Origin of the sequence: Pedobacter sp. AK017 (genome assembly GCF_014200825.1) — a bacterium.
GTDB lineage: Bacteria > Bacteroidota > Bacteroidia > Sphingobacteriales > Sphingobacteriaceae > Pedobacter > Pedobacter heparinus.
This window is the reverse complement of the sequence record NZ_JACHCW010000009.1, coordinates 12,578-32,005: the sequence shown is the minus strand read 5'-3', so window position 1 is coordinate 32,005 and position 19,428 is coordinate 12,578. Positions and strand designations below refer to the sequence as shown.

Annotated in this window: 18 protein-coding genes; 8 read left to right on the top strand and 10 right to left on the bottom strand. The window is 38.2% G+C overall.

From position 1 onward, the window contains the following. Positions 1-6: 6 nt before the first annotated feature. The 4 genes from HDC92_RS13935 to HDC92_RS13920 are packed head-to-tail and all read right to left on the bottom strand — an operon-like array spanning position 7 to position 3,230. Entirely contained in the window at positions 7-432 is a 426-nt protein-coding gene (locus HDC92_RS13935; protein ID WP_183875355.1) for a hypothetical protein, read from the bottom strand. A gap of 27 nt (positions 433-459) precedes the next feature. Further along, positions 460-1,545, bottom strand: coding sequence for a tetratricopeptide repeat protein (locus HDC92_RS13930; RefSeq protein ID WP_221270970.1), 1,086 nt, complete (start codon positions 1,543-1,545; stop codon positions 460-462). Beyond that, positions 1,482-2,432 carry a DUF4365 domain-containing protein gene (locus HDC92_RS13925; RefSeq protein WP_183875353.1) on the bottom strand — a complete coding sequence of 317 codons (951 nt, stop codon included), beginning with the start codon at positions 2,430-2,432 and terminating at the stop codon, positions 1,482-1,484. The genes HDC92_RS13930 and HDC92_RS13925 overlap by 64 nt, the downstream gene beginning before the upstream one ends. Positions 2,433-2,447: 15 nt before the next feature. Then, positions 2,448-3,230 carry a DUF2971 domain-containing protein gene (locus HDC92_RS13920; RefSeq protein ID WP_183875351.1) on the bottom strand — a complete coding sequence of 261 codons (783 nt, stop codon included), beginning with the start codon at positions 3,228-3,230 and terminating at the stop codon, positions 2,448-2,450. A gap of 576 nt (positions 3,231-3,806) precedes the next feature. Here HDC92_RS13920 and HDC92_RS13915 point away from each other — a divergent pair. Then, complete coding sequence (locus tag HDC92_RS13915; protein ID WP_183875349.1) at positions 3,807-5,522, top strand: recombinase family protein; 1,716 nt, start codon at positions 3,807-3,809, stop codon at positions 5,520-5,522. A 507-nt stretch (positions 5,523-6,029) separates the two neighbouring features. Beyond that, a complete protein-coding gene (locus HDC92_RS25165; protein WP_255484530.1) occupies positions 6,030-6,728 on the top strand; it encodes an HNH endonuclease in 699 nt (232 codons plus the stop codon). A 355-nt stretch (positions 6,729-7,083) separates the two neighbouring features. Here HDC92_RS25165 and HDC92_RS13905 read toward each other — a convergent pair whose 3' ends face one another. Both HDC92_RS13905 and HDC92_RS13900 read right to left on the bottom strand, forming a co-directional pair. Further along, a complete protein-coding gene (locus tag HDC92_RS13905; protein WP_183875347.1) occupies positions 7,084-8,115 on the bottom strand; it encodes a DUF932 domain-containing protein in 1,032 nt (343 codons plus the stop codon). Between the two features lie 375 nt (positions 8,116-8,490). Beyond that, the gene (locus tag HDC92_RS13900) at positions 8,491-9,006 is read right to left on the bottom strand and encodes a hypothetical protein (protein ID WP_183875345.1); all 516 of its coding nucleotides are present in this window, start codon (positions 9,004-9,006) and stop codon (positions 8,491-8,493) included. Between the two features lie 482 nt (positions 9,007-9,488). Between HDC92_RS13900 and HDC92_RS13895 the strand changes: the two genes are divergently transcribed. From HDC92_RS13895 to HDC92_RS13870, 6 genes are read left to right on the top strand one after another with little or no spacing between them, the layout of a single operon-like run. Next, positions 9,489-10,343, top strand: a complete 855-nt coding sequence (locus HDC92_RS13895) for a toll/interleukin-1 receptor domain-containing protein (RefSeq protein ID WP_183875343.1) — start codon at positions 9,489-9,491, stop codon at positions 10,341-10,343. Positions 10,344-10,350: 7 nt separating this feature from the next. Further along, positions 10,351-11,391 carry a GTPase-associated system all-helical protein GASH gene (locus tag HDC92_RS13890; protein WP_183875341.1) on the top strand — a complete coding sequence of 347 codons (1,041 nt, stop codon included), beginning with the start codon at positions 10,351-10,353 and terminating at the stop codon, positions 11,389-11,391. Between the two features lies 1 nt (position 11,392). Beyond that, positions 11,393-12,412 (top strand): TRAFAC clade GTPase domain-containing protein, encoded by a 1,020-nt coding sequence (locus HDC92_RS13885; protein ID WP_183875339.1) that lies wholly within the window; start codon positions 11,393-11,395, stop codon positions 12,410-12,412. 1 nt (position 12,413) lies between these two features. Beyond that, positions 12,414-13,358: a TRAFAC clade GTPase domain-containing protein gene (locus HDC92_RS13880; RefSeq protein ID WP_183875337.1), complete on the top strand. Its 945-nt coding sequence runs from the start codon at positions 12,414-12,416 to the stop codon at positions 13,356-13,358. Beyond that, positions 13,355-15,490, top strand: coding sequence for a hypothetical protein (locus tag HDC92_RS13875; RefSeq protein ID WP_183875335.1), 2,136 nt, complete (start codon positions 13,355-13,357; stop codon positions 15,488-15,490). The genes HDC92_RS13880 and HDC92_RS13875 overlap by 4 nt, the downstream gene beginning before the upstream one ends. Then, positions 15,490-16,263, top strand: a complete 774-nt coding sequence (locus HDC92_RS13870; protein WP_183875333.1) for a DUF2971 domain-containing protein — start codon at positions 15,490-15,492, stop codon at positions 16,261-16,263. Before HDC92_RS13875 ends, HDC92_RS13870 begins: the two co-directional genes overlap by 1 nt. Positions 16,264-16,432: 169 nt before the next feature. Here HDC92_RS13870 and HDC92_RS13865 read toward each other — a convergent pair whose 3' ends face one another. Genes HDC92_RS13865 through traK form a run of 4 tightly spaced genes read right to left on the bottom strand, consistent with a single transcriptional unit; the run spans position 16,433 to position 19,428 of the window. Beyond that, positions 16,433-17,428 carry a hypothetical protein gene (locus HDC92_RS13865; RefSeq protein ID WP_183875330.1) on the bottom strand — a complete coding sequence of 332 codons (996 nt, stop codon included), beginning with the start codon at positions 17,426-17,428 and terminating at the stop codon, positions 16,433-16,435. 29 nt (positions 17,429-17,457) lie between these two features. Continuing rightward, positions 17,458-18,561: a conjugative transposon protein TraM gene (gene traM, locus HDC92_RS13860; RefSeq protein WP_183875328.1), complete on the bottom strand. Its 1,104-nt coding sequence runs from the start codon at positions 18,559-18,561 to the stop codon at positions 17,458-17,460. Between the two features lie 28 nt (positions 18,562-18,589). After that, the gene (locus HDC92_RS13855) at positions 18,590-18,811 is read right to left on the bottom strand and encodes a hypothetical protein (protein ID WP_183875326.1); all 222 of its coding nucleotides are present in this window, start codon (positions 18,809-18,811) and stop codon (positions 18,590-18,592) included. Further along, positions 18,808-19,428 (bottom strand): conjugative transposon protein TraK, encoded by a 621-nt coding sequence (gene traK / locus HDC92_RS13850; RefSeq protein WP_183875324.1) that lies wholly within the window; start codon positions 19,426-19,428, stop codon positions 18,808-18,810. Before traK ends, HDC92_RS13855 begins: the two co-directional genes overlap by 4 nt.

The window sequence follows — 19,428 nt, the reverse complement described above, 5'->3', positions numbered from 1 at the left end:
GATGGCTTAGGATAGTAAATATCTCAAAAACAAAAGTAACACAATTGACGTGGATATGATAGCGAGTAAAGAATACTGATTCGTCCTCACGATCTTCTTACCCCATAATTCTATTTCATGTGGCGGCTTTTTTGTGATTTCCGATTCAAACCGATTCTTTTCCATCATTTTATATTCGATGTAGAGCAATACCACAAGATTTGCGATGGGAATAAGAATTGTTGCTAGGGAAATTTCCTTTTCTAACTTGGAAAGTGCAAAATATCCTGCGATTAGTATATTATTAAAGTTGAATAGCTTATCATGGATTCTGTCAAAATGCTTCAACATATTTTTCAGAGCTTCCTCTTCGGTTTTTTTCCATCTCTGATCCATATCTGCCAGTTCTTTGTCAGTCATTAAGCCGTGCTCCTTTGCAAATTCGTCGTCCATTCTAATTATTTATTTTAATAAATTTAACTATTCCACAATACCGCCAGTGAGGCGATCTACAAATGAATTATAAATTCGCTCACCTAGTTCATCATTATACTCATCTGTAATATATTCAGAAGGGTCAATATTTCTAAGTTCCAGATTTACTGTAATATGACCGCTCTGCGCACCAATTTCCCGAAAGGTTAAATCAATATATCCCTGTAACGCTTTTAACATAGTTTCCGCGATAGCGATGTCACTATATTCATCTTCCGGAATTAAAAAGTGGACTAATTTTGGCATATAAGCTAGCATTACTTCTAATATTGTCTTTGGTACTGCTAGGTCTTCATTAGTCTTTCCGTAAGCTACAATGGCTCTGTTAAAAGCGATACCGAAAATCAAATCTAATAAATTGAAGAAACTGGAGCCGATTGAGAAATGCTGCGAGATAATATGGTCCAAATATCGTGTGGTTGGATATTTGACACGAAAATCCATATAGTAATCCAGTTGCAAAAGCGTAACCAATAAACCATCGAGCGTAATACCGATGATCTGCAGTTCCTCGTACACCAGTCCTTTATATAAATTTGACTTATCCTTTACCAGATTCAAAGCCGCTGCTAAGTCATGTTCCTGAATAATAATCAAATGATATAAACTTCGGAAATCATTCTGTAGTTCGATCCGGTACTCAAAGAACTCTATTGCCTTTTCTTTTAATTCAGGATTGAGGCGCCAGTTCTTTCCTAATAAATTAGATTTAAAATTCAAAAAATACGGATTTGAGCCCTCGTGATTTAATCCCCTGTCTACCCAAAATAAAGCTTTGTTCAAATCACCAATTTGTTCATAGCAGTATGCAACCCAAAACAGACCATTTACATATTCAGCAGACAAACTATTGTCTACATCCAAAACACGATGAAACAAAGCAAGTGACTCCTGATATTTTTTATAGTGTTGTGCCAGTGTGATGCCTTTGCTAAATAGTGCTTGCGGTAAGTCCGGATCGATTTCAAGCGCCTTATCATAGCAACAAATTTCCTGGTCATGCTGACCTAAGTTATAATAGGTTGTTCCCAAATTCTTCCAACACTGCGCATGGTTCGGTTCCTTAGCCAAACTAAATTTATACTGCTCAATCGCTTCATTAAAGTTGCCAAGTGCATTAGTGTATTTCCGTAATTAAAAAGCATCAAAGCACTATCTCCGCCCGTCGAAAATCTTTTGAAGAGATTTCGGGCCTGAATAATTTTTCCTTTGTCATTCTCTCTGAAACCTGCCTCAGCAAGTATGCAGGCTTTTGTTTTTAAACCATTGTCTGTTTCTCGAAAATCAAGCAACAGATTGATTGTATTTAACGCTTCATTATACTGATAAGTCTGATATAAACTCCAGGTTAACGCCTGATAGAGATTGTATTCGGTATTTCCACTGCTAATTAACCTCCTGAAAAGATAGATTGCTTGTTCATAATCGCCTTCGTAATATGTTTTCCAAGCGGCCAGTTCTATGTTGTCTTCAATTTTCAAAATATCAAAGTCACTTATAAAAGACTTTGCATTGAAAATGCGCTGTATATGGCCGGTTACCTCCGCCCAGTTTATTTCACTTAGTTTATTGGTTTTTGAAATCGAAAACTGAAATGTTTTATTGTTCTTGGCATAGTCTATATCATGATCATTAATCCACGACCAATATGCCTCATTAGCATCTGCATCGTAGATAATCAACATCACGGGCTCCAAACGAACCCTATAATAATTTAGCGTTGTTCTCTTCAGGGCGACTTTAGCAAAGTTACCTACCTCTGTATTTTCTGTACTCTTTAATTGGATTGAAAAATTTAGACCCGTTACCTGCTCATTTAAGGAAATTTCAACCTGATAATCAATTCCGTAATCATTATTAGGTACATTATAATGCCAATCATTCGGGATATGTCCTTCCAGAAATTTTGAAGATTTTGTAGCTAGAACATGACTTACTGGGCGTTTTGGATTATTCATTCAGAAAGGGCTTAATCAATATTTTAGGGGTATTTTTTTCAGTTGCATTGTCTTGCCATCGATAGTCATCTGAGAAAGCAGTATACCTTTATATCGCAATTTCTTTAATGCTTTAATAGTTACTACTATTTCTGACTGCTTAACATTACATCCGAAAATCACTTCTCTTACCGCATCCTTCGGATAGACTATTATGGATTTTCCATTTTTAGAAACTGCTCTTATTTCTCTTTCATATGACCAGCGGGCTGCTTTAAACGTAGCCCAATAATAAAAGACATATGGTGTGTTCGCCATACCATCAATCTTTTGAACTTCATCAATATAATTTACGGGATACAGTACATAATCAGGACAAATGAGATTTAAATCAAACCCGATACACATTCCTTTATGTTTATCAGCATAATGTGACCACATCAAAACATCATCAGAAATTTCCGAAAAACAGCTAACCTTGAAGTCCTTCTTTTTCTCCTTAAGTATCTTATGATAATGAGAATTACCACCAATCTTATTGAAATGTTTACGGATTTCCTTTCTTGGAAGTCCATGTTTTGCGCCTGCTTCTAGAATAAATTGTTTTTCAATTTGCGGTGAAATGACCACATCTATCATCTTTTCATTACAGTCAAAAGGATCATTAAATTCGCCCGGATGGGTAAATTTAAAGGTGTTTGTCTTTAACACGTATTCTAAGCCATCGTGCAAATTGACGTATTTGAAATGACGGTCAGCTGATAACACTTTTTTCAGACCCTCATCCCCTAACTGTTTAAATTCAGTATCAGTTAGCATCTTTATTTTTTTCTTTTATTGAATAGCTATACCCCATCTTTTATAAGCTTCATCGCTATAAATGCCGACTGATCCATAAGAACGCGTCTTGATGGATTGCCAGAAATAATTCATATTAATTCCAAGTGTTTGATTTTAGAAAATGCCCGTTAACAATTGGAATATATCACTTCGATAGATAGAAATCACGATACCAACAGTACAAATATACTAAGTATTTCGCTTAACAACATGTTGTATCGTGCACTTACAAAACACTTAACGCCCCGTATCGATAAAATACATTACCTCTTTCAAGTCCAAAATATCTGCGTACCGAGCGTCAGCAAAAAAAATACTTAAAACAGCACTTTCAGCTATTGCAAATCGCGCGGTAACACTAGCAATAATGCCTGAATTGGCAACAAAACCCACCAAGAACTTCTGAGGCTGAGTAACATTATCACGCATCCTTCAAATAATCAAACTCTATCCCTATCCTACTATTCAAAATTATTTAAGGATATTTTTTACCGAAAGAAACCGTTAAGTATAACAATAACTCATAATATTTGGAAAAACAAGGGAAGCGTTCGAATGACAAGAGCTTATTTATATATCCGCGTAAGTACGGATGAACAAAAAAGAAAAGGATACTCCCTTCCTGAGCAGGAAGACCATTTGCTAAAGCACTGTAAGTTTAATAACATTGAGGTTGCTGGCATCTATCAGGAAGATTTTTCAGCGAAGAATTTCAACCGCCCAGAGTGGAAAAAATTATTGACAGCAGTTAAGAAAGATTCAAAAAAGAAAGAGACCAACATTCTTTTCGTAAAATGGGACCGATTTAGCAGGAATATTGAATATGCCTACGAAATGATCGGCATACTCCGGAATTTCAATACAACTGCAATGGCAATCGACCAACCTATAGATTTCACTGTACCTGAGAGTACCGTAATGCTTGCCATATATCTGTCAATTCCTGAAGCTGAAAATAACAGAAGATCGTTGAATACATCAAATGGCATTAAAAGGGCAAAAATGATGGGAAGATACCCAAATAAGGCACCTTTGGGGTTCATAAACTGCACTGCTTTTGACGGAAAAAAAGAAATTGTACATATCCAACCTGCAGCTGATATCATAAAATGGGCTTTTAAACAACTGGCAAAAAATTCCTTCACTATAGAAACTGTCAGAAGAATGGCCTTTGCAAAAGGATTGAAATCTTCAAGATCTGCCTTCTGGAAGCTGGTACGAAACCCCGTGTACTGTGGCCTAATCCCCATATCAGCAAAAGATCGGTCACAGGAACTGATTAAGGGAATACATGAACCTTTGATTTCCGAATCGTTATTTAATGAGGTTCAGGCAATCATCAATACCAGAAGGAAAATCACATGCAAATCCGACGAGCTGAACAATTTCTTCTTCCTAAAGGGTTTCCTCGTTTGTCCATCCTGCGGTAGAAAATTACGCGCTAGTTTTTCAAGAGGTTCAACAAAGGCATATCCATACTATCATTGCTCGGACGACTGTAAAATGAGGATAAAAGCGGAACTTTTAAATGATAGCTATTGCAAGAGACTGCAAGAACTACAGCTTTCAGATGAGACAAAAGAGTTGTTTGGGCTTATTATGGAAGATTTAAATATCCGTGTACAGAAGATCGAGTATTTAAACAGCAGAAGATTATTAACCAGGCAGCTTGAAGAGCAGCAGTCAGCACTCTCAAAGGTTCGGAAATTGTTCGCCGAAGACAGGCTAGATTTTGATGACTTTAAAGAATTAAAAAAAGAGTATCAGACAATCAGCAATAATATTGGAATAGAGTTAAATAGTAATTCGGGGAAGCTAAGGTTACTTGAAAAACAATTCCAAGTAGCAGATAGATCCTTCACTAAGATATTCCACAGCTATTCTGAACTCGATATCGTTGACAAAAAATATATTCTAAGTCTGATTACTCCCACTATCAGCGATTTCAGGAAGGGTACAGTTTCTATACAGTTAAACAGAGCATTATTAAACATACTATCTTTCAAAATGCCGGTGAACACATTTGAGGCACTAAACTTAAATACTGAAATAAAGAGCTTTACAGAGAAAAAAGTTCCGGTAAAACTCGCAATTGCAACAATGGCAAAGAACAATATCAAGATAAGTGAAACATACGCTGTAATAATTTTGGACTTTCTTTATCGTATGGCAAAAACATACGATTTTAGAAGTACGGAAAACAGCAGAACCATAAGTAGAGATCGAACTAATACAAAACTTCGCAGAGACCACCGTAAACCTACATTCTAGACCATATCTAAAAAAATCTTAGTCTTTTCCGCAGTAAAAATCGAACTAATAATTGCCAGACACTAATAATCTGTCTTACAAATGTTTATTGCCATAAAAAAAGGAAACGACCCATTAGAGTTGTTTCCTTAAGTACCCTTGACAACCTGTTATCACTGGATTTCGTGAAGGATATGGAGAAATTAGCCAACATTGCGGGCGGTACAGTTGCAGAACCCCTTAGTAGGGATTTTAAGAAAAAGTATCAGCGAAGATTTACTGAGAAAGAAGGGCCAAATCTTCCGTTATCTAAGATTTACGAGATGTATGGGTGTGGCTACCTGAATAAGAAGGATCGCAAATAATAATAATTTTATTCACCAGTGTATAGTTGAGGTGTGTATGTTTTCGCCGAAAGCTATACACTGGTGTATTGCGAAAGATTGCGAAATGAAGGCAGGATCTCAAAGTGTAGCACTCTGTTAGTTTACAAAATTTTATACCTTTAGAGTGACCAAACATGATCCTATGGACAAAAAAGAATATTTTGAAATAAGCAGGCAACAAAAAGTGACACCAAGATGCCCTATTCTAAATATTTGCCAGAGACGAGCAATGACTATATACTTCTTTTCATATGCAGATATGAAAAAAGGCCAAGATTTTGAAAAAGTATTGAATAATGCAGGTGAATTGTCATCCGATTATTTAAAAAATAAAATTGAAGTTCAAGGAGAATCCCCAACGATAATTAAAGGTGGATCTAGTATGTATTTTTCTAACATGTGTCCCGAAATTTGTTTATTTGAGGGAGCACATTCCCCTATGGGATTTTCGACTAACTGTACAAGTGGAGATTGGGATAAATATCGCACTTCTAATCCGAACAGGGTTATCGAAGAAGGGCATTATTCTCAATGTCCTGAATACTCAAAATATATTTTCAACAGAAAAATAAAATCTGGAAAGCCACAACGGACAAGTATTCCAAACCTATCGAAAGTAAGGGCGGAACTACAACAGGAAATAAATTCAAAGTGTCCTTTTTGCCTAGGAACTGATGTCGGACATTTTCAAATTCATCATATAGATGAAGATCCTTCAAATAACGGAATGGACAATCTATTCTTACTTTGTCCAACATGTCATTCAAAAATAACCAAAGGTGATATTTCTTTAGGGCAAGTAATCTCTGTAAAGGCCAAGATTACTAAAACGAATTCGTAAACCCTTCACTACTGAAATGGTCTTAGAACGATAACTCATTCTTTTAAATGGTCGAGGGGGCGTTGCCTCATCGGCTAGCCCCCTCTCTGATCTCATTATTAATACGATCTATCTACACTTGCGAAGTAATTTACCTTTACTTCTTCCTCTCCGAACTGATTTTACTCAGCGCCAGTATCAATTGTGTGACGTCGCATAACGCACTGATACCAGCTAAAATTAACACTATAATCATTGCTTCAAAGGTAGCAAACACCTGATAATTCTTTTAACATTATTTTCGCCCCGTAAGGGGCCGCGGGCAAATTTTCGCCCTATACCAGTTGGTACGGGGCGAAATCCTGTAGGAACATTTTTAATTCAATGCAGTTGCACCGATTTTAACAAAGTCTGTACATAACCCAAATGCAGTTTGTGTACGTGCCAAAGCCGTACCCGATAAGATAGATTTGAATTTGCTTTCATCGTCTTTGTAGTTGCGGACATTTTGAAAATAGCCTGTAACGGCATTGTATGCACCAAAAAGTGTTCCCTTAGTGGTTGTTTCCTGCTGTGATGGACTTTCAAGGGCATACTGTAAAACATCATCAATCAGATTACTAAAATGGCTTGATAGCTCTTCATCATGACCAGTCCGCAATTTTTCCAATACCTCACGATTGGGTACCATTGCCATTTGCACCAGCCGTTTTAATTCAGGGTCGGTAATCTTCACCCTTGACAATCTGTTATAAATCAATTCCATTTCCTCCGCCAACCGGCTGGAAATGCCCAGCATTTTGTGCGCCTGTTTCAATTTGTCCGATGCGCTGGCGGTGTGTCTTATTTTGATGCAGTTTGTATGGTTTTTTAAAGCTGCGTTTAACGTGTTCTGACAGACTACCCGTACGGGGGTAAAAGCTACGGTAATGCTACCTGTACCATCATGAGAGGAAGTCAGCATTAAATACTGCTCGATTAAATCATCTCGCCCCACACGGATATACTCGGGCAATTTTGCCGTTACGAATATAATTTGACCATCATACAAACAGCCAGCAGTTTCATATTTAATATTTGTGGCATTTCCTACGATGTCATCAAAAAAACCAAATACTTCGGTATTCTGTACCACCTGGTAATCACTGCCGACTTTATCACCCAAAACCTGCTCGGTATCGGTTCGAAATGTAAAGTAGCTGTTTTCAGAAATCAGGTTTATACCGCTGGGTAACTGGTGGACATTCGGGCGTTTAACCACTTCAAAATCCAGTCCTGCAAATTTGATTGCTTCCGCACTGGTTGGATAATCGGTAATAATTTGGCCTAGTCCATGCCATGCTTTTTGCTTGACAGACATAAAACTTACTTTGCCTGTTTGTTCGTTATAATTTAGGTTGTGTGCCATGATTGATATTTTTAATGTTGCGTACTCTTGATAGTAAAATTTCGGTTTCCAGTATATTGACGTTTGCCGTATCGGTCAAAATCAATTTTGATTGTGTTTCTACCTCGTTCACGATCTCGGCTAAACTGTTATGGTCGGCGTGGACTGCCACACGAACCATAATAAAAAGGGTTTCGTATTTCATATTGATAATTCGTGGTTAATTTTAAATTCCCTGAACTGACAATAAAAGGCGGTAGGGTTATCGGTTTCAAATTCCTCTGCGTAGCCTTCCCAGTATATTTTGTCCAAAAATTCTTTAAATGCATCTAACATGATTGTTGGTTTTAAATGAGAAATAACCTCCCGAGCATTTGTTCGGGAGGTATTAAGAATTTACAAGGTCAAAGAAATTTGTCCCTCAACTTCTGCCAGTTTATCAGTGCAAAGTTTTTTTATACTGCTAGCCACCTCGTTAATGATAAAAGGGTTTTTTGTGCTGAACGTATTCCCGTTATCATCGGTGATTTTAAGCTCGCAACGCTGAAAGTGGTTAAGGTTGGTTTCTTCTGCTTCGTCCTCCTGTTTAATTTCAAAGCTTTCCAAGTTGTCGATCGTACCGATCAGCTTCTCCCGTTGATTGGATAACCTGCTTAAATCTTTGATTTTTTTAAGGGTCTGCTCTAAGTTCAAGGCAGGCTGCTCCAACTGGAAATGACTTTTAATCTCTGCTTTTGTCGGCTCGGCTTTTGGGGCTTCGGGTGTTGCCTGTGGCTTTGTGTCCATTGCTTTGGCTTCTTCACCTTTTTTAGACACCTCATTTACAGGGTTTCCTGCTACAAATTTTGGGGTTTTGTCGGCTTTAACGTTGTTTACTTTTGCTTGTCCGTTTTCTGTTACTTTAGTTTCCATTGTATTAAAAATTTTAAGTTTCCAACCTGCGTACTACCTTTCGGCAGGAGCCATTCCTGGCTTTTTGATAATCACCCTCGCCTGATTTAGCAGGAAGCACGGGCAAGACTTTGCCGGAAAAAAAACCTCGTGAGCTTAGCGAGCAGGGAAGATTTTTTCCGAGCAAACCCTTTAGGGCTTGGTCTTGACCAGGTGCTAACTGCGAATCAGAAATTTGTGTGTCAAACAGCCTATAAATGATACTAGAACATCATATACCCGATGGTTGGAAACATTAAAACATAAATTACAAGGGATAAAAGTGAAAGCAGGCGAACCGTCAGTCATGCGCTGGTTCAATTAAAGTTTGCTTGAACTTTGCCAATCTCGTTTAAATATTAGCTATTAAATTGAGACGCACATCAGACACGTTTCTGATAGGTTTAATGCGAACAACTTTTATCACTATATTTACACTTAATATTAACCTAATATAAAATCACTTGTCTGTAATCAACGTTTTTATCAGTTACGCATGGGAGAGCGAAAAATTAAAGAAGGAGGTCGCAGATCTTGCCCAATGGATCACTACTAATGCAAATGGAAAAGTATTGGTTACGACTGATCACTTATTTGCTAACAGACCACCGAAAAAGGGATGGCCAACATGGATGGCAGATCAAATTGAATCCAGTGACGTGGTTTTGATTGTTTGTACTCCCGCTTATCTAAATAGATTTAGAAAGAAAGAGGAGCCGGGAAAAGGCCGCGGAGCGATTTATGAAGGTGGAATTATTACTCAGGAATTAATTAACAATCAAACAATTAACGAAAAGTTTTTCCCGATCATACCCGACGATGGAGACATAGAAAATATTCCCGTTATTTTACAGCAGTATTTCAACGGTCATTTTTTTCCATCAGGTAATGAGGGAATACTAAAGATGATATTAAATGATAATCCCACATTTGACCATGTTAGACAATTTTTTGAAGCTTCCTCTGTTGATGACTCAGTAAAAGAATCAATTGCAAATGACATTCAAGAAAAAATTAATACCGAAATTGCTAAAGAAATTCTGAGTCAGTTTACATCTACGTTACAAAAAAAGGAGACAAATATGCTGTCACCAATTCAAAATACAATAAGAGCCTATCTAAGTTTAAACGACTTTGATAAATTAAAAATCATTAATTCTATCGGAATTGATATTGGCGCTCTGAATCATGAAAATATCATTGAACGAGATAAGGAAGTATTTAAACTCGTAAAGGAAAAAGAGTTAATTGCCTCTTTATGGAATGGCATAAACGAAATTAAATCATTTGGTAATCTTAAAAATCCATTCATAAAATAAAAAATTAATGAGTTCAACAGCAGAATATAACTTCGCAGATTGGTATAGACCCGTAGACAGTCAATTAACCGCAGAAACCCAGGCGTTCAGAATTACTGCCATAAGGGAATTATTGGACACCGACGACATGGACTTTTGGCTCGATGTCATTAGGATGTATTGGGGATTACCGGTAGTCAGTGAAGATTCAAGAACGGAATTTATAAAAGCATTCAAAGACGCAGACCCTGTATTCCCTGTTAGCGGAAATGACCATCTTTTGCAAGTTCTTGCCGGGATCTTGATTTGTTTCCAACTTGAAGAAGATTTTCGTTTGAATATTTCAATTGGTTTGGCCATAAAATCTATTAACTTTTTGGGGCAATATGAAATAGCTTCCAGTATTCCTGTTTTGAGCAATGCTACAACGTTTCTAAGGGAACAATCGGCAATTTTGCGCGAAACTAATCTTGAAGAACAACAGACAGTGATAACCGGCCTTACAAATCGTAGCGAAGTGGCGGGTTATGCATTTGTAGCTGCGGATCATTCCGTTTTAACAACGGCGGTCAATTCTTTGCTCCAGTCTCAGAAAGTATTTTCCGAGGAAACTAATATACTATGGTGGTTGTTTGGTGAAGCCAGTCAAACTTATGACCAGCCGTTAAAAGCTATAGGATTGCCTAAGGCGATACCAATTATTGCTAAAGAGATATTTGATATTATTGAATTTTCATTGAGCAACAGAAAAATAGACGCAATAATAAATAAAGCAATTTCAAACTGTATTCAATCAAAGGGCTCAGACAAGGCGTATTCGCCTTTTGATATGATTAGCAAATTTGATGGCTCCGAAATAACACCTATTTTCACTGGATTTAAACCTGAAACCGAGTTTACCCCTATTCTTACAGCATTTTCAAGATTTATCACCACAGGAAAATCATCTGATTGGGCCAATATTTACGCTTCTGAGTTTAACGGTGGTGATTTAAAGAAAACTTTCCAACCATCTGCCTTGGCATCACAGATTCTCCAAGAACTTTTTCTTCTACATAACCTTGACTAGTATGCCCGGACTTAAGAAATGCGATCAGGAGGATTGTACAGTAAAAAAAGATGGCAAGTGTTTAGAAGGGATTGAAGACCTTACGCAATGTCCACATTTTTATTTGGATGAGAATATTGCAGGACTTGATGATGACAGTGCAATCGAGGATAACGGCCAGAGCCCATCGACCTCTCTAAAACCGGTTATCACCAACACTTTTAAACTTTTCAAAGGCGAAGAGTTTAAACTTAATGAACTGACGCAGGTGTCTTACAGGTACCCAGTAGATAAGATTTTTATTCTGGGTGAACAGGACAGTGGCAAAACAACTATTCTCGCTACATTATTTGAGATGTTTCAAGTAGGTGTATTTAACAAATTGCATTTTGCAGGGTCATTGACTCAAATTGGGTTTGAAAAACGATGCTTTTATTCACGATTAGCGTCAGGCAACAGCGATTACGACACAGAGAGAACTAAGAGTGACGAATTTCGATTTTTGCATCTCGCTTTAAAGCATGATCCTAACTCGAAAAAGGCGTTGCACTTACTGATTTCAGATATAGCAGGAGAAAAGGTACAACGAGCAAAGGGTAATACGAATGATATGAAAGATTTGGAGGTCATCACGGATTCCGTGCATATTAGCTATATCATTGATGGTGAAAAACTGCTAAATGCTAGAACAGTCCAATCAGTTTTAACACAAGCAAAAACTTTTATAAGGAAGGCTATCGACGAACAGATTTTCACTAAATCCATAAGACTTTCCATAATCGTTTCTAAATGGGATGTGCTTGATGAAATCAATTTTGATTTTGAATCTCTAATTGTTGCCCCCTTCACTAGGGATTTTAACGATAATTTCATGGATTTAAGCTTTTTACAAATCGCCGTGAGGCCACGGACTTTTGTTAAATATAAACTTGGTCATGGTCTTTCCAAGTTAATGGATTTATGGACAGTTAAAGCTCAGGATTTACCTAATCCAATTGTTTTGGAAAAATCTGCCAGAATGATTGATAACCTTCTATTTTAATATGCCAGGAAAAAACATTTCAATTATTGGCTTGCCGGCGTCTGGGAAGACCACCTATATTGCAGCATTGTGGGCGCTAATGCTTAACAATAGTCCTCATTGTTCTTTACGCCTTCACTCACTAAAATCTGGCAATCAGCAATATTTAAACAAGATCAGTGAGGCTTGGTTATCATTTTCCGAAATCGGCCGTACTTTTTTAGCGAAAGATGTTGGTGAAGTTGTAATGAACCTACAATTTAAGGATTCACAAGAAGTTGCAGTGCTCAATATTCCAGATTTCTTTGGAGAACTTTTCGATGCTCATTTCAAAGATCGGGAATGGACTGAAGACTATTTCGATTTAATGAAAACTTCTCATCAATTAATCTTATTTGTAGATCCCTACCATGAGAATAATATCGCTAGAACAATTATGGATGAGCGACAGATATTGGAGCAATATGGTGATTTGGAAGACGTTATGGAAGAGTCAGCCGAGCAAAAACAGCGTGGTAAGGAAGAGAATAAAGAAAGTGGCAAAGTAGATACCAAGGAAAGTAAGTCTCCTTTGGCAAATGCAAAGATTTATCAGCACATCAATAGCTCTAATCAAGTAAAACTAGTAGAAATATTACAATACCTTTTATTTAGCTTAAGTAGAGCAGAACCATTTAAAGTAGCTATTGTCGTCTCCAAATGGGATAAGGTAATGGAAAATTTCCCAAATAAGAGGCCTGATGAAGTTGTGAAAAGTAATTTACCTTTACTGTATCAATTTTTAAATTGTAATGCTAGTGATTTGATTTTTAAGTTTTTTGGTGTAAGTGCACAAGGTGTTGACTATGATAATTCGGACGGATTAGATGAGTTTGTTAAGATGCTTCCTGAGGATAGAGTAAATATTTTTGATGGTGCGAATTATTCTAAAAATATAGCAACACCCATAACCTGGTTAATTGAATGATCATCACACTACAACAAACTTTGCATGGTTATCAAAACGGGCATCAGGTACTTGCCAGTTCTATTCCCATTGGTGAAGAAGGTAATAAAGTATTACTCTTCCAGTCTGATCTTTCCGGAACGTTGATTAATGCAAATTTTGAAAGTTATGTTACAGGCTATCCTCTGGCCTCTGAAAGCCTATATGCTTTTGCAAGGACTTGGTATGCAAGTGAAATGAGACGGCCAGGTTGTGTTTGGACGCAAACTTTGTTAATTAGATACCCAGATTTGGGCAAAATACCTGACTTACTCGCTCTTGTTAAGTTGTTCGAGCGACCAACTATAAACGAATATGATAAGTATAACTTAGAGATTGAAGTTGAATTCAATTTACTACTAAGAAGTTCAGAGACTATTTCTAACAGAGAAATCGACGACTCAATTTATCAAATGGTATACGAAAATTCGGGTGTGCCCATAATTGTACCCGCAGGCTCACCGAATGAATATGAAAGTGAAATTATTAATCTTTGGAGTAATCAGTGGCCCCGTCTAAGAAGAAACTTCTTTTTCTGTAGCGGAGCCTTAAATTTAAAATCCCTGAACAATCGTCTGTTTGATTTGCAGATAATTCCTGAAGAAAGTCTAAAGTCTGTTAGCCGATCTGAGGCAGAAATTTTAATATATCACAAAAATGATCCGGTTGACAATTGGGTTAAGATACTACATACTAGTAGAAAGAACGACTTACGTAAATTCTTGTGGAATTTTGGCTCTGACATTGACGGTTTTAGAAAAAATTATATTCCTCTAATCAAATTGTATCATTTAATTTATTTTGAAAAAGATTTTCATGAGGTTAACAGTCTTATTCAGAATAATTTCCCTAACCCGAAGCAGGGAAAAAATCTTAAATCAAAAATTTATACAGAAGATAGCTTAATAGACTACCCGGAATCAGAGAAAGAAATAGTTAAATTTCTCCTATTTGCGTCTGATTTGGACTATTTGGACGGCATAACTTTGAATATTGAACGTCGGCTTATCAATTTGTTACAGAATGGAAAAATTCAACTGGAAGAACTCCTATCTATGATCTCTGATTGTCCAAGTGGAAGGATTTCCGACCATCTGTGGGATGAAATTGAGCTTCCAGATAATCTAATATTAGATTTGCTTTCAAGGAACTATGCCACCGCCTTACCTCTGATATTACGTTCTGAAAATATCGTTTACAGTGAAACCATCTGGCGGTTACCACATCAGCAGCAAAGAGAATTATTTTTTCAGTTTCTTAAACATAATTTAATTCGTGATTGGCCGCGTCTTATCAAGGTCATACTTGAGGTAGGAAGTGAAATAATTTTTGAATTATACTGGAAGAATAATGATTTGGTATTTAACTCTTCATTAGAATGGTATAACCAGGGTAAAACAACACAACAATTTACTGCTGGTTGGAAAGATTTTATTACAAAAGAAAAAGATCAACAGTTTATCAAGTGGTTAAGATCTAACGAAAGAAGAATACATTCCAAAATGTTTGCGTTAATCTTCGATAATCTCGCCAGTAGAAAGATTCTCACGCTTGGTTTCAGCCATAATACATGGTTAACAGCTTACAAAAAACTTAAGCTTACCGAGTACCGAGGTAACGTTGAATATATTGCCTCTCTTTTATTAACGATAGGCTTCAACAATGATATTGCCAATTCAGAATGGCTAGTATCTGTCACTTTTCAAGATGTTTATGTTTTTGCAGAAAATTTGCAACTTGGCCAGCATAATTGGAACATAATTCCGAAAGATTTCGAAGAGAATATGGATAATGATGATTGGGGAATTATAGAAACACTAGTAAACATATTAAAATTCAAACCTAAAAAGCAATATCAAGTTGAATCATGGGACTACTGCGAGAACTTGATTCGAACATTTTGTAATAAAACAATAAAAAACAATTGGAATCCAGGGGCATTTTTAAGCACATTGAAAGAGCCTAAAGTGTTTTATCGTGCAGCCGCATATTGCGTAACGTTTAAAAAAGGACGGCAACTAATAATGAAAATTATAAGGCATATTGAAAATAGACAAATCCAGTTCGAGCCATTTCAATATCAATATTTGCGGAAAATTAAAAAACTTAGTTAATGCCAGCTCTTACCGAGATTATAAAAAGAGATGTACTAAATGGAACTCTACCTAGATTCCTTTATAAATACAGACAGATAGATACTACTTTGGAAAGAATCATTAGTGATTCTAGTTTATGGTTTGCCGATCCTTTATCATTTAATGATCCGTTTGACTGTCAAATTCAACCGGACACGCAGAATACTATAAAGGAGATTAAAGATTACATTAGCAAAGCTTCGCCTGGTATCTCCGAGCCTGAAATTAATAAAATTGTAAAAAGTATTAGCGACGATCCCGACTACTGGCCTTCAACCCTGGAAAAAATCATTAAAAAAAGTATCAGTTCCAAAGGAATATGCTGTTTTGCAAGTCATAACCTAAGTGTACTCATGTGGTCACACTACGCAAATTGTCACAAAGGTATTTCGATGAAATTTGATGTTACTCTAGATCTTGATTTTTTTGTGCATCCAATAAAGGTGAATTATAGTAATGACTACCCAGTATACAACCACATTCGCGACAACAAAAATCTGATTAAGCTTCTAATACAAAATAAATCCAGCATTTGGAATTACGAAGAAGAAGTCAGAATACTCAAGGATAAAGTAGGTGCAAATTATTTCAAGAAAGAGGCGCTAGTTGAAATCACTTTCGGTTCTAATTGTCCCGATGATGATATGAAAAGAATCCGAAAATTAATGTTATCGAATGGCTATGACAACACTATTTTCATGCGAGCAAAAACTTCAAAAGTCAAATATTCGTTAGAGTTTGAAAAATTCTGATGATCTGAATAATTGCAAGAGACAGTGACCTGACCTAGATTTTATTATTTCATTTTTAATATAATAAAAATAAAAATCCCTGCCTTTCGCAGGGATCTTTCTCAAAACATTTTTTGTTTCTTATTTTCAATGATTTTCAGTTCCTATCACCGAACTAGGGATTAAAGCATTACAAAGCCAGTTCGTTCTCCTGTTCCTGGTTTTTGGATTTGTCTTTGCCTTTGTTCTTATCCAAAAGCTGGCTTAGTTGATGCTCTTTTTTATAGTCCTCTCGGATTGCCGGTTTGCCATTGGTCTGAAAGAAATTCAGGTTGCTATATCTTGGCATGGCCACAATGCGCAATTTCTGTTCCTGGCCATCAGGTCCCGGAACAGTGACCAGCGGGCGGTTACCTTCTTTAAGTTCAGATAAGATCAGCTCAGTCTTTTTAGTATCGGCCAGTTCCTTGATCTGGTAAGATTCGAGTTCCTTTTTCAAATCGAAGCCGTACCCCTCGCTAAACTGCCGGGTCTTATAATTACCGAAATTGTCTTTCTTCTGGTCAAAGTCCAGCTGTACCCAAGCACTGTACTGCTCACCGCCACGGTTCAGCAAATCATCACGGAATACCGCGCGGCCCTGTAACAGGTTCACGCCCTGCTCCACATTAAAGGTCGCATCGTTTTTCAGGTAAAAAGTATTGGTAACCAGCGGGGTGCGAAAGGTACCATAGAATTCTTTGGCGACATAATCAACTTTGCCTTCCTTCATGGTGGCTACCGTATTGCGGAATTGCAAATCATCTTTGTTTCCTTTGCCAATGGCCAGTTCAGAATTACCCTTTTGCCCGTTAAAGAACTCCATTGCCTGAAGGGCGCTATCAAACTTCCGCATCATATTCTTACCCTCGGTCTCGCTGATCACCAGGTACTGGTGTTCCTTTTCTAGCGGCTTGGCCTTTGTCAGTTCCAGCTTGTAGTTGTTAAAATAATAATAATCTGATTTGGCGGATTGACGGAAGTTCATGGACAAGTCCATTTGTCCCTTTTCGGTGTGGAGCGTATCCCTTAACTGGAAGGCTGGCAAGTCCTTTGCCATATTAGCCTCCATCTGCTGGATCAGGTGCTCACCAAATTTGTGCGCTTTAAGTATTTCTTTAAGCTGTTCAAGATTGTTGCGGTTCATATCAAATGTTTTAAATGAATAATTGATTGTTATCTTTTTGTTTTCAACGTATTGTCCCGGATCAGCAAAGGATAACCACCTTTCAGGGGCTGTTTAATTCGTTTGATCTTTTTGCTGAGCAGCGATTTCGCAGCGTCAATACCGGCACCGGCAAGTTGGGTCGTCAGGTCAAATCCCGATATCCCCAAACTGCTGATGGCGCTTGAGCTGCCCGAAGCAATAGCTTCGCTTAATAAAGCTTCCGGCGCAAATATCCCAACCATCGCGTCCCGCCTGTCATAAACCGTTAGGTTCACGGGGATCACCTGGTTGCCCAGCCTGACATTTTTGATCTCTAAGTTCATGCGCTGATTACTAAAAGAAGCCAGACCAAAAAGGGTGTGCCCTTTTGGGATACGCTGGCCGTTCAATACGACCGTATCCACTAGACGAATTTCGACCACCGATCCCTGCGTTACTTTTTGCGGTGCAGCAATCTCGGCAGGGATGGCCTTGAACAAAGTATCACTAGCTTCCACCACATCGGATTTTTGATAAAGCTGTTTAGCGAGTTCCGGATTTTGCAGGGCAAGGAGCTTATCCATGACCGAACCCATCTGCGCCATTTCATCCTCACCGGAACCATTATGCTCCTGCATGTTCTTCATTAATGTTTCCAGCCTGTCCACATCCTTTGAAATCGGGGCATAGGTGGTTGGAGGGATACTTGGCGTGTAGCTTTTTGGAGCAACATAAGGCGTATTCAACTCCTTATTCAAGTCCGCCAGCTTTTCGGTGATCTTACTGGTCTGGTCATCTGGTCTTTTGCCAAAGCCCATTTTTTCCGCGGCATAACTCAAACCAGCGGTATCGCTCTGCGCTGAATCCTGCCTGGCCTTATCATAATAGGCCATCTTTCCCTCCGGCTCCTTTTCACTAAAGGTGGCATCAGGCAGAGAAGTATTGATGCCCGCTTTTGGTGCCTGCTTAGCGGCTTTGTCCGCCTGCCACTGGTACACGCCGTAACCGAGCAGCCCAAATAAGGCCAGCACAATCGGTACGATAAAATAAAGCTTTTTGCGATCCAGTTGGATACGCAATCTTTTGTTACTGCCAGCCGTTTGTCCGGCCGGATTTTCTTTTTTTTCTGTCATAGAATTTTTATTAAAAAGTGAATAAATGTTAATCCCATACCTGCATCAGCAGGTAAAGCAAATAGCTACCAAAGGCCAAGCAAAAGGCGATTAGTAGCAGCAACCAGCTTTTACCGGACAATCCAGCAGTACGCCGGTTCAGGTAACCTGCCAATCGCCGTTGCCCTTGTACAATCCTGCCCGCTACTTTTTCGGCAACAGCCTCCTGCCGCTGGCTAAGCGGCTTTTTCCTACTACGCATCAATCTCATGGCTGAGAAGGATTAGTATTCTGATTGATCAGCGTTTCCCAGTGCTGGATCAAAAATCCATGCGGATTATTGTCCGTCTGGGTCTGCAATACCCTGATCTCTCCGCGGGTCACCAGTTTGCGCAATACTTTGCTGCTGGCACGGATCAATTGCTGCGTCGCGTAACAGGTAAAGCGGTAAGGGCTTGCATTCAGGTCAAGATGGATACTGTCTACTTCCAGCTGCTGGGAGATATTGGCCGAGATCAGGTTATTGTAATAACCAGCCTCTTTCAAATTTTCCCATTCCTGTTTGGCCGAACCGTCCGCCAGGTACAGCGCCTTACCGATACCAGCTGCAATCGCTTTCTCATCGGGTTCCAGCGAAAAAAATAGGGTGTGAAAGGTCCTAATATGGTCGCGCAGCTCCACCGCGATATTTTGTTTGCGCTCGGAGGCAAAGGCTTCCAGTACCTTCCCGTTATATAGGATCATCACCCTGTTACTGGCCTTGCCGATCTCCGCAAAGCAGAGGTAAACGACGCTGGCGGTCAGTAAACAGCAGGCGACCAGAAAGGCGATACTGAACTTTTTAATGTGCTGAAAAGCACGGTCAATGTTTTTGAGTTGTGTAAACAT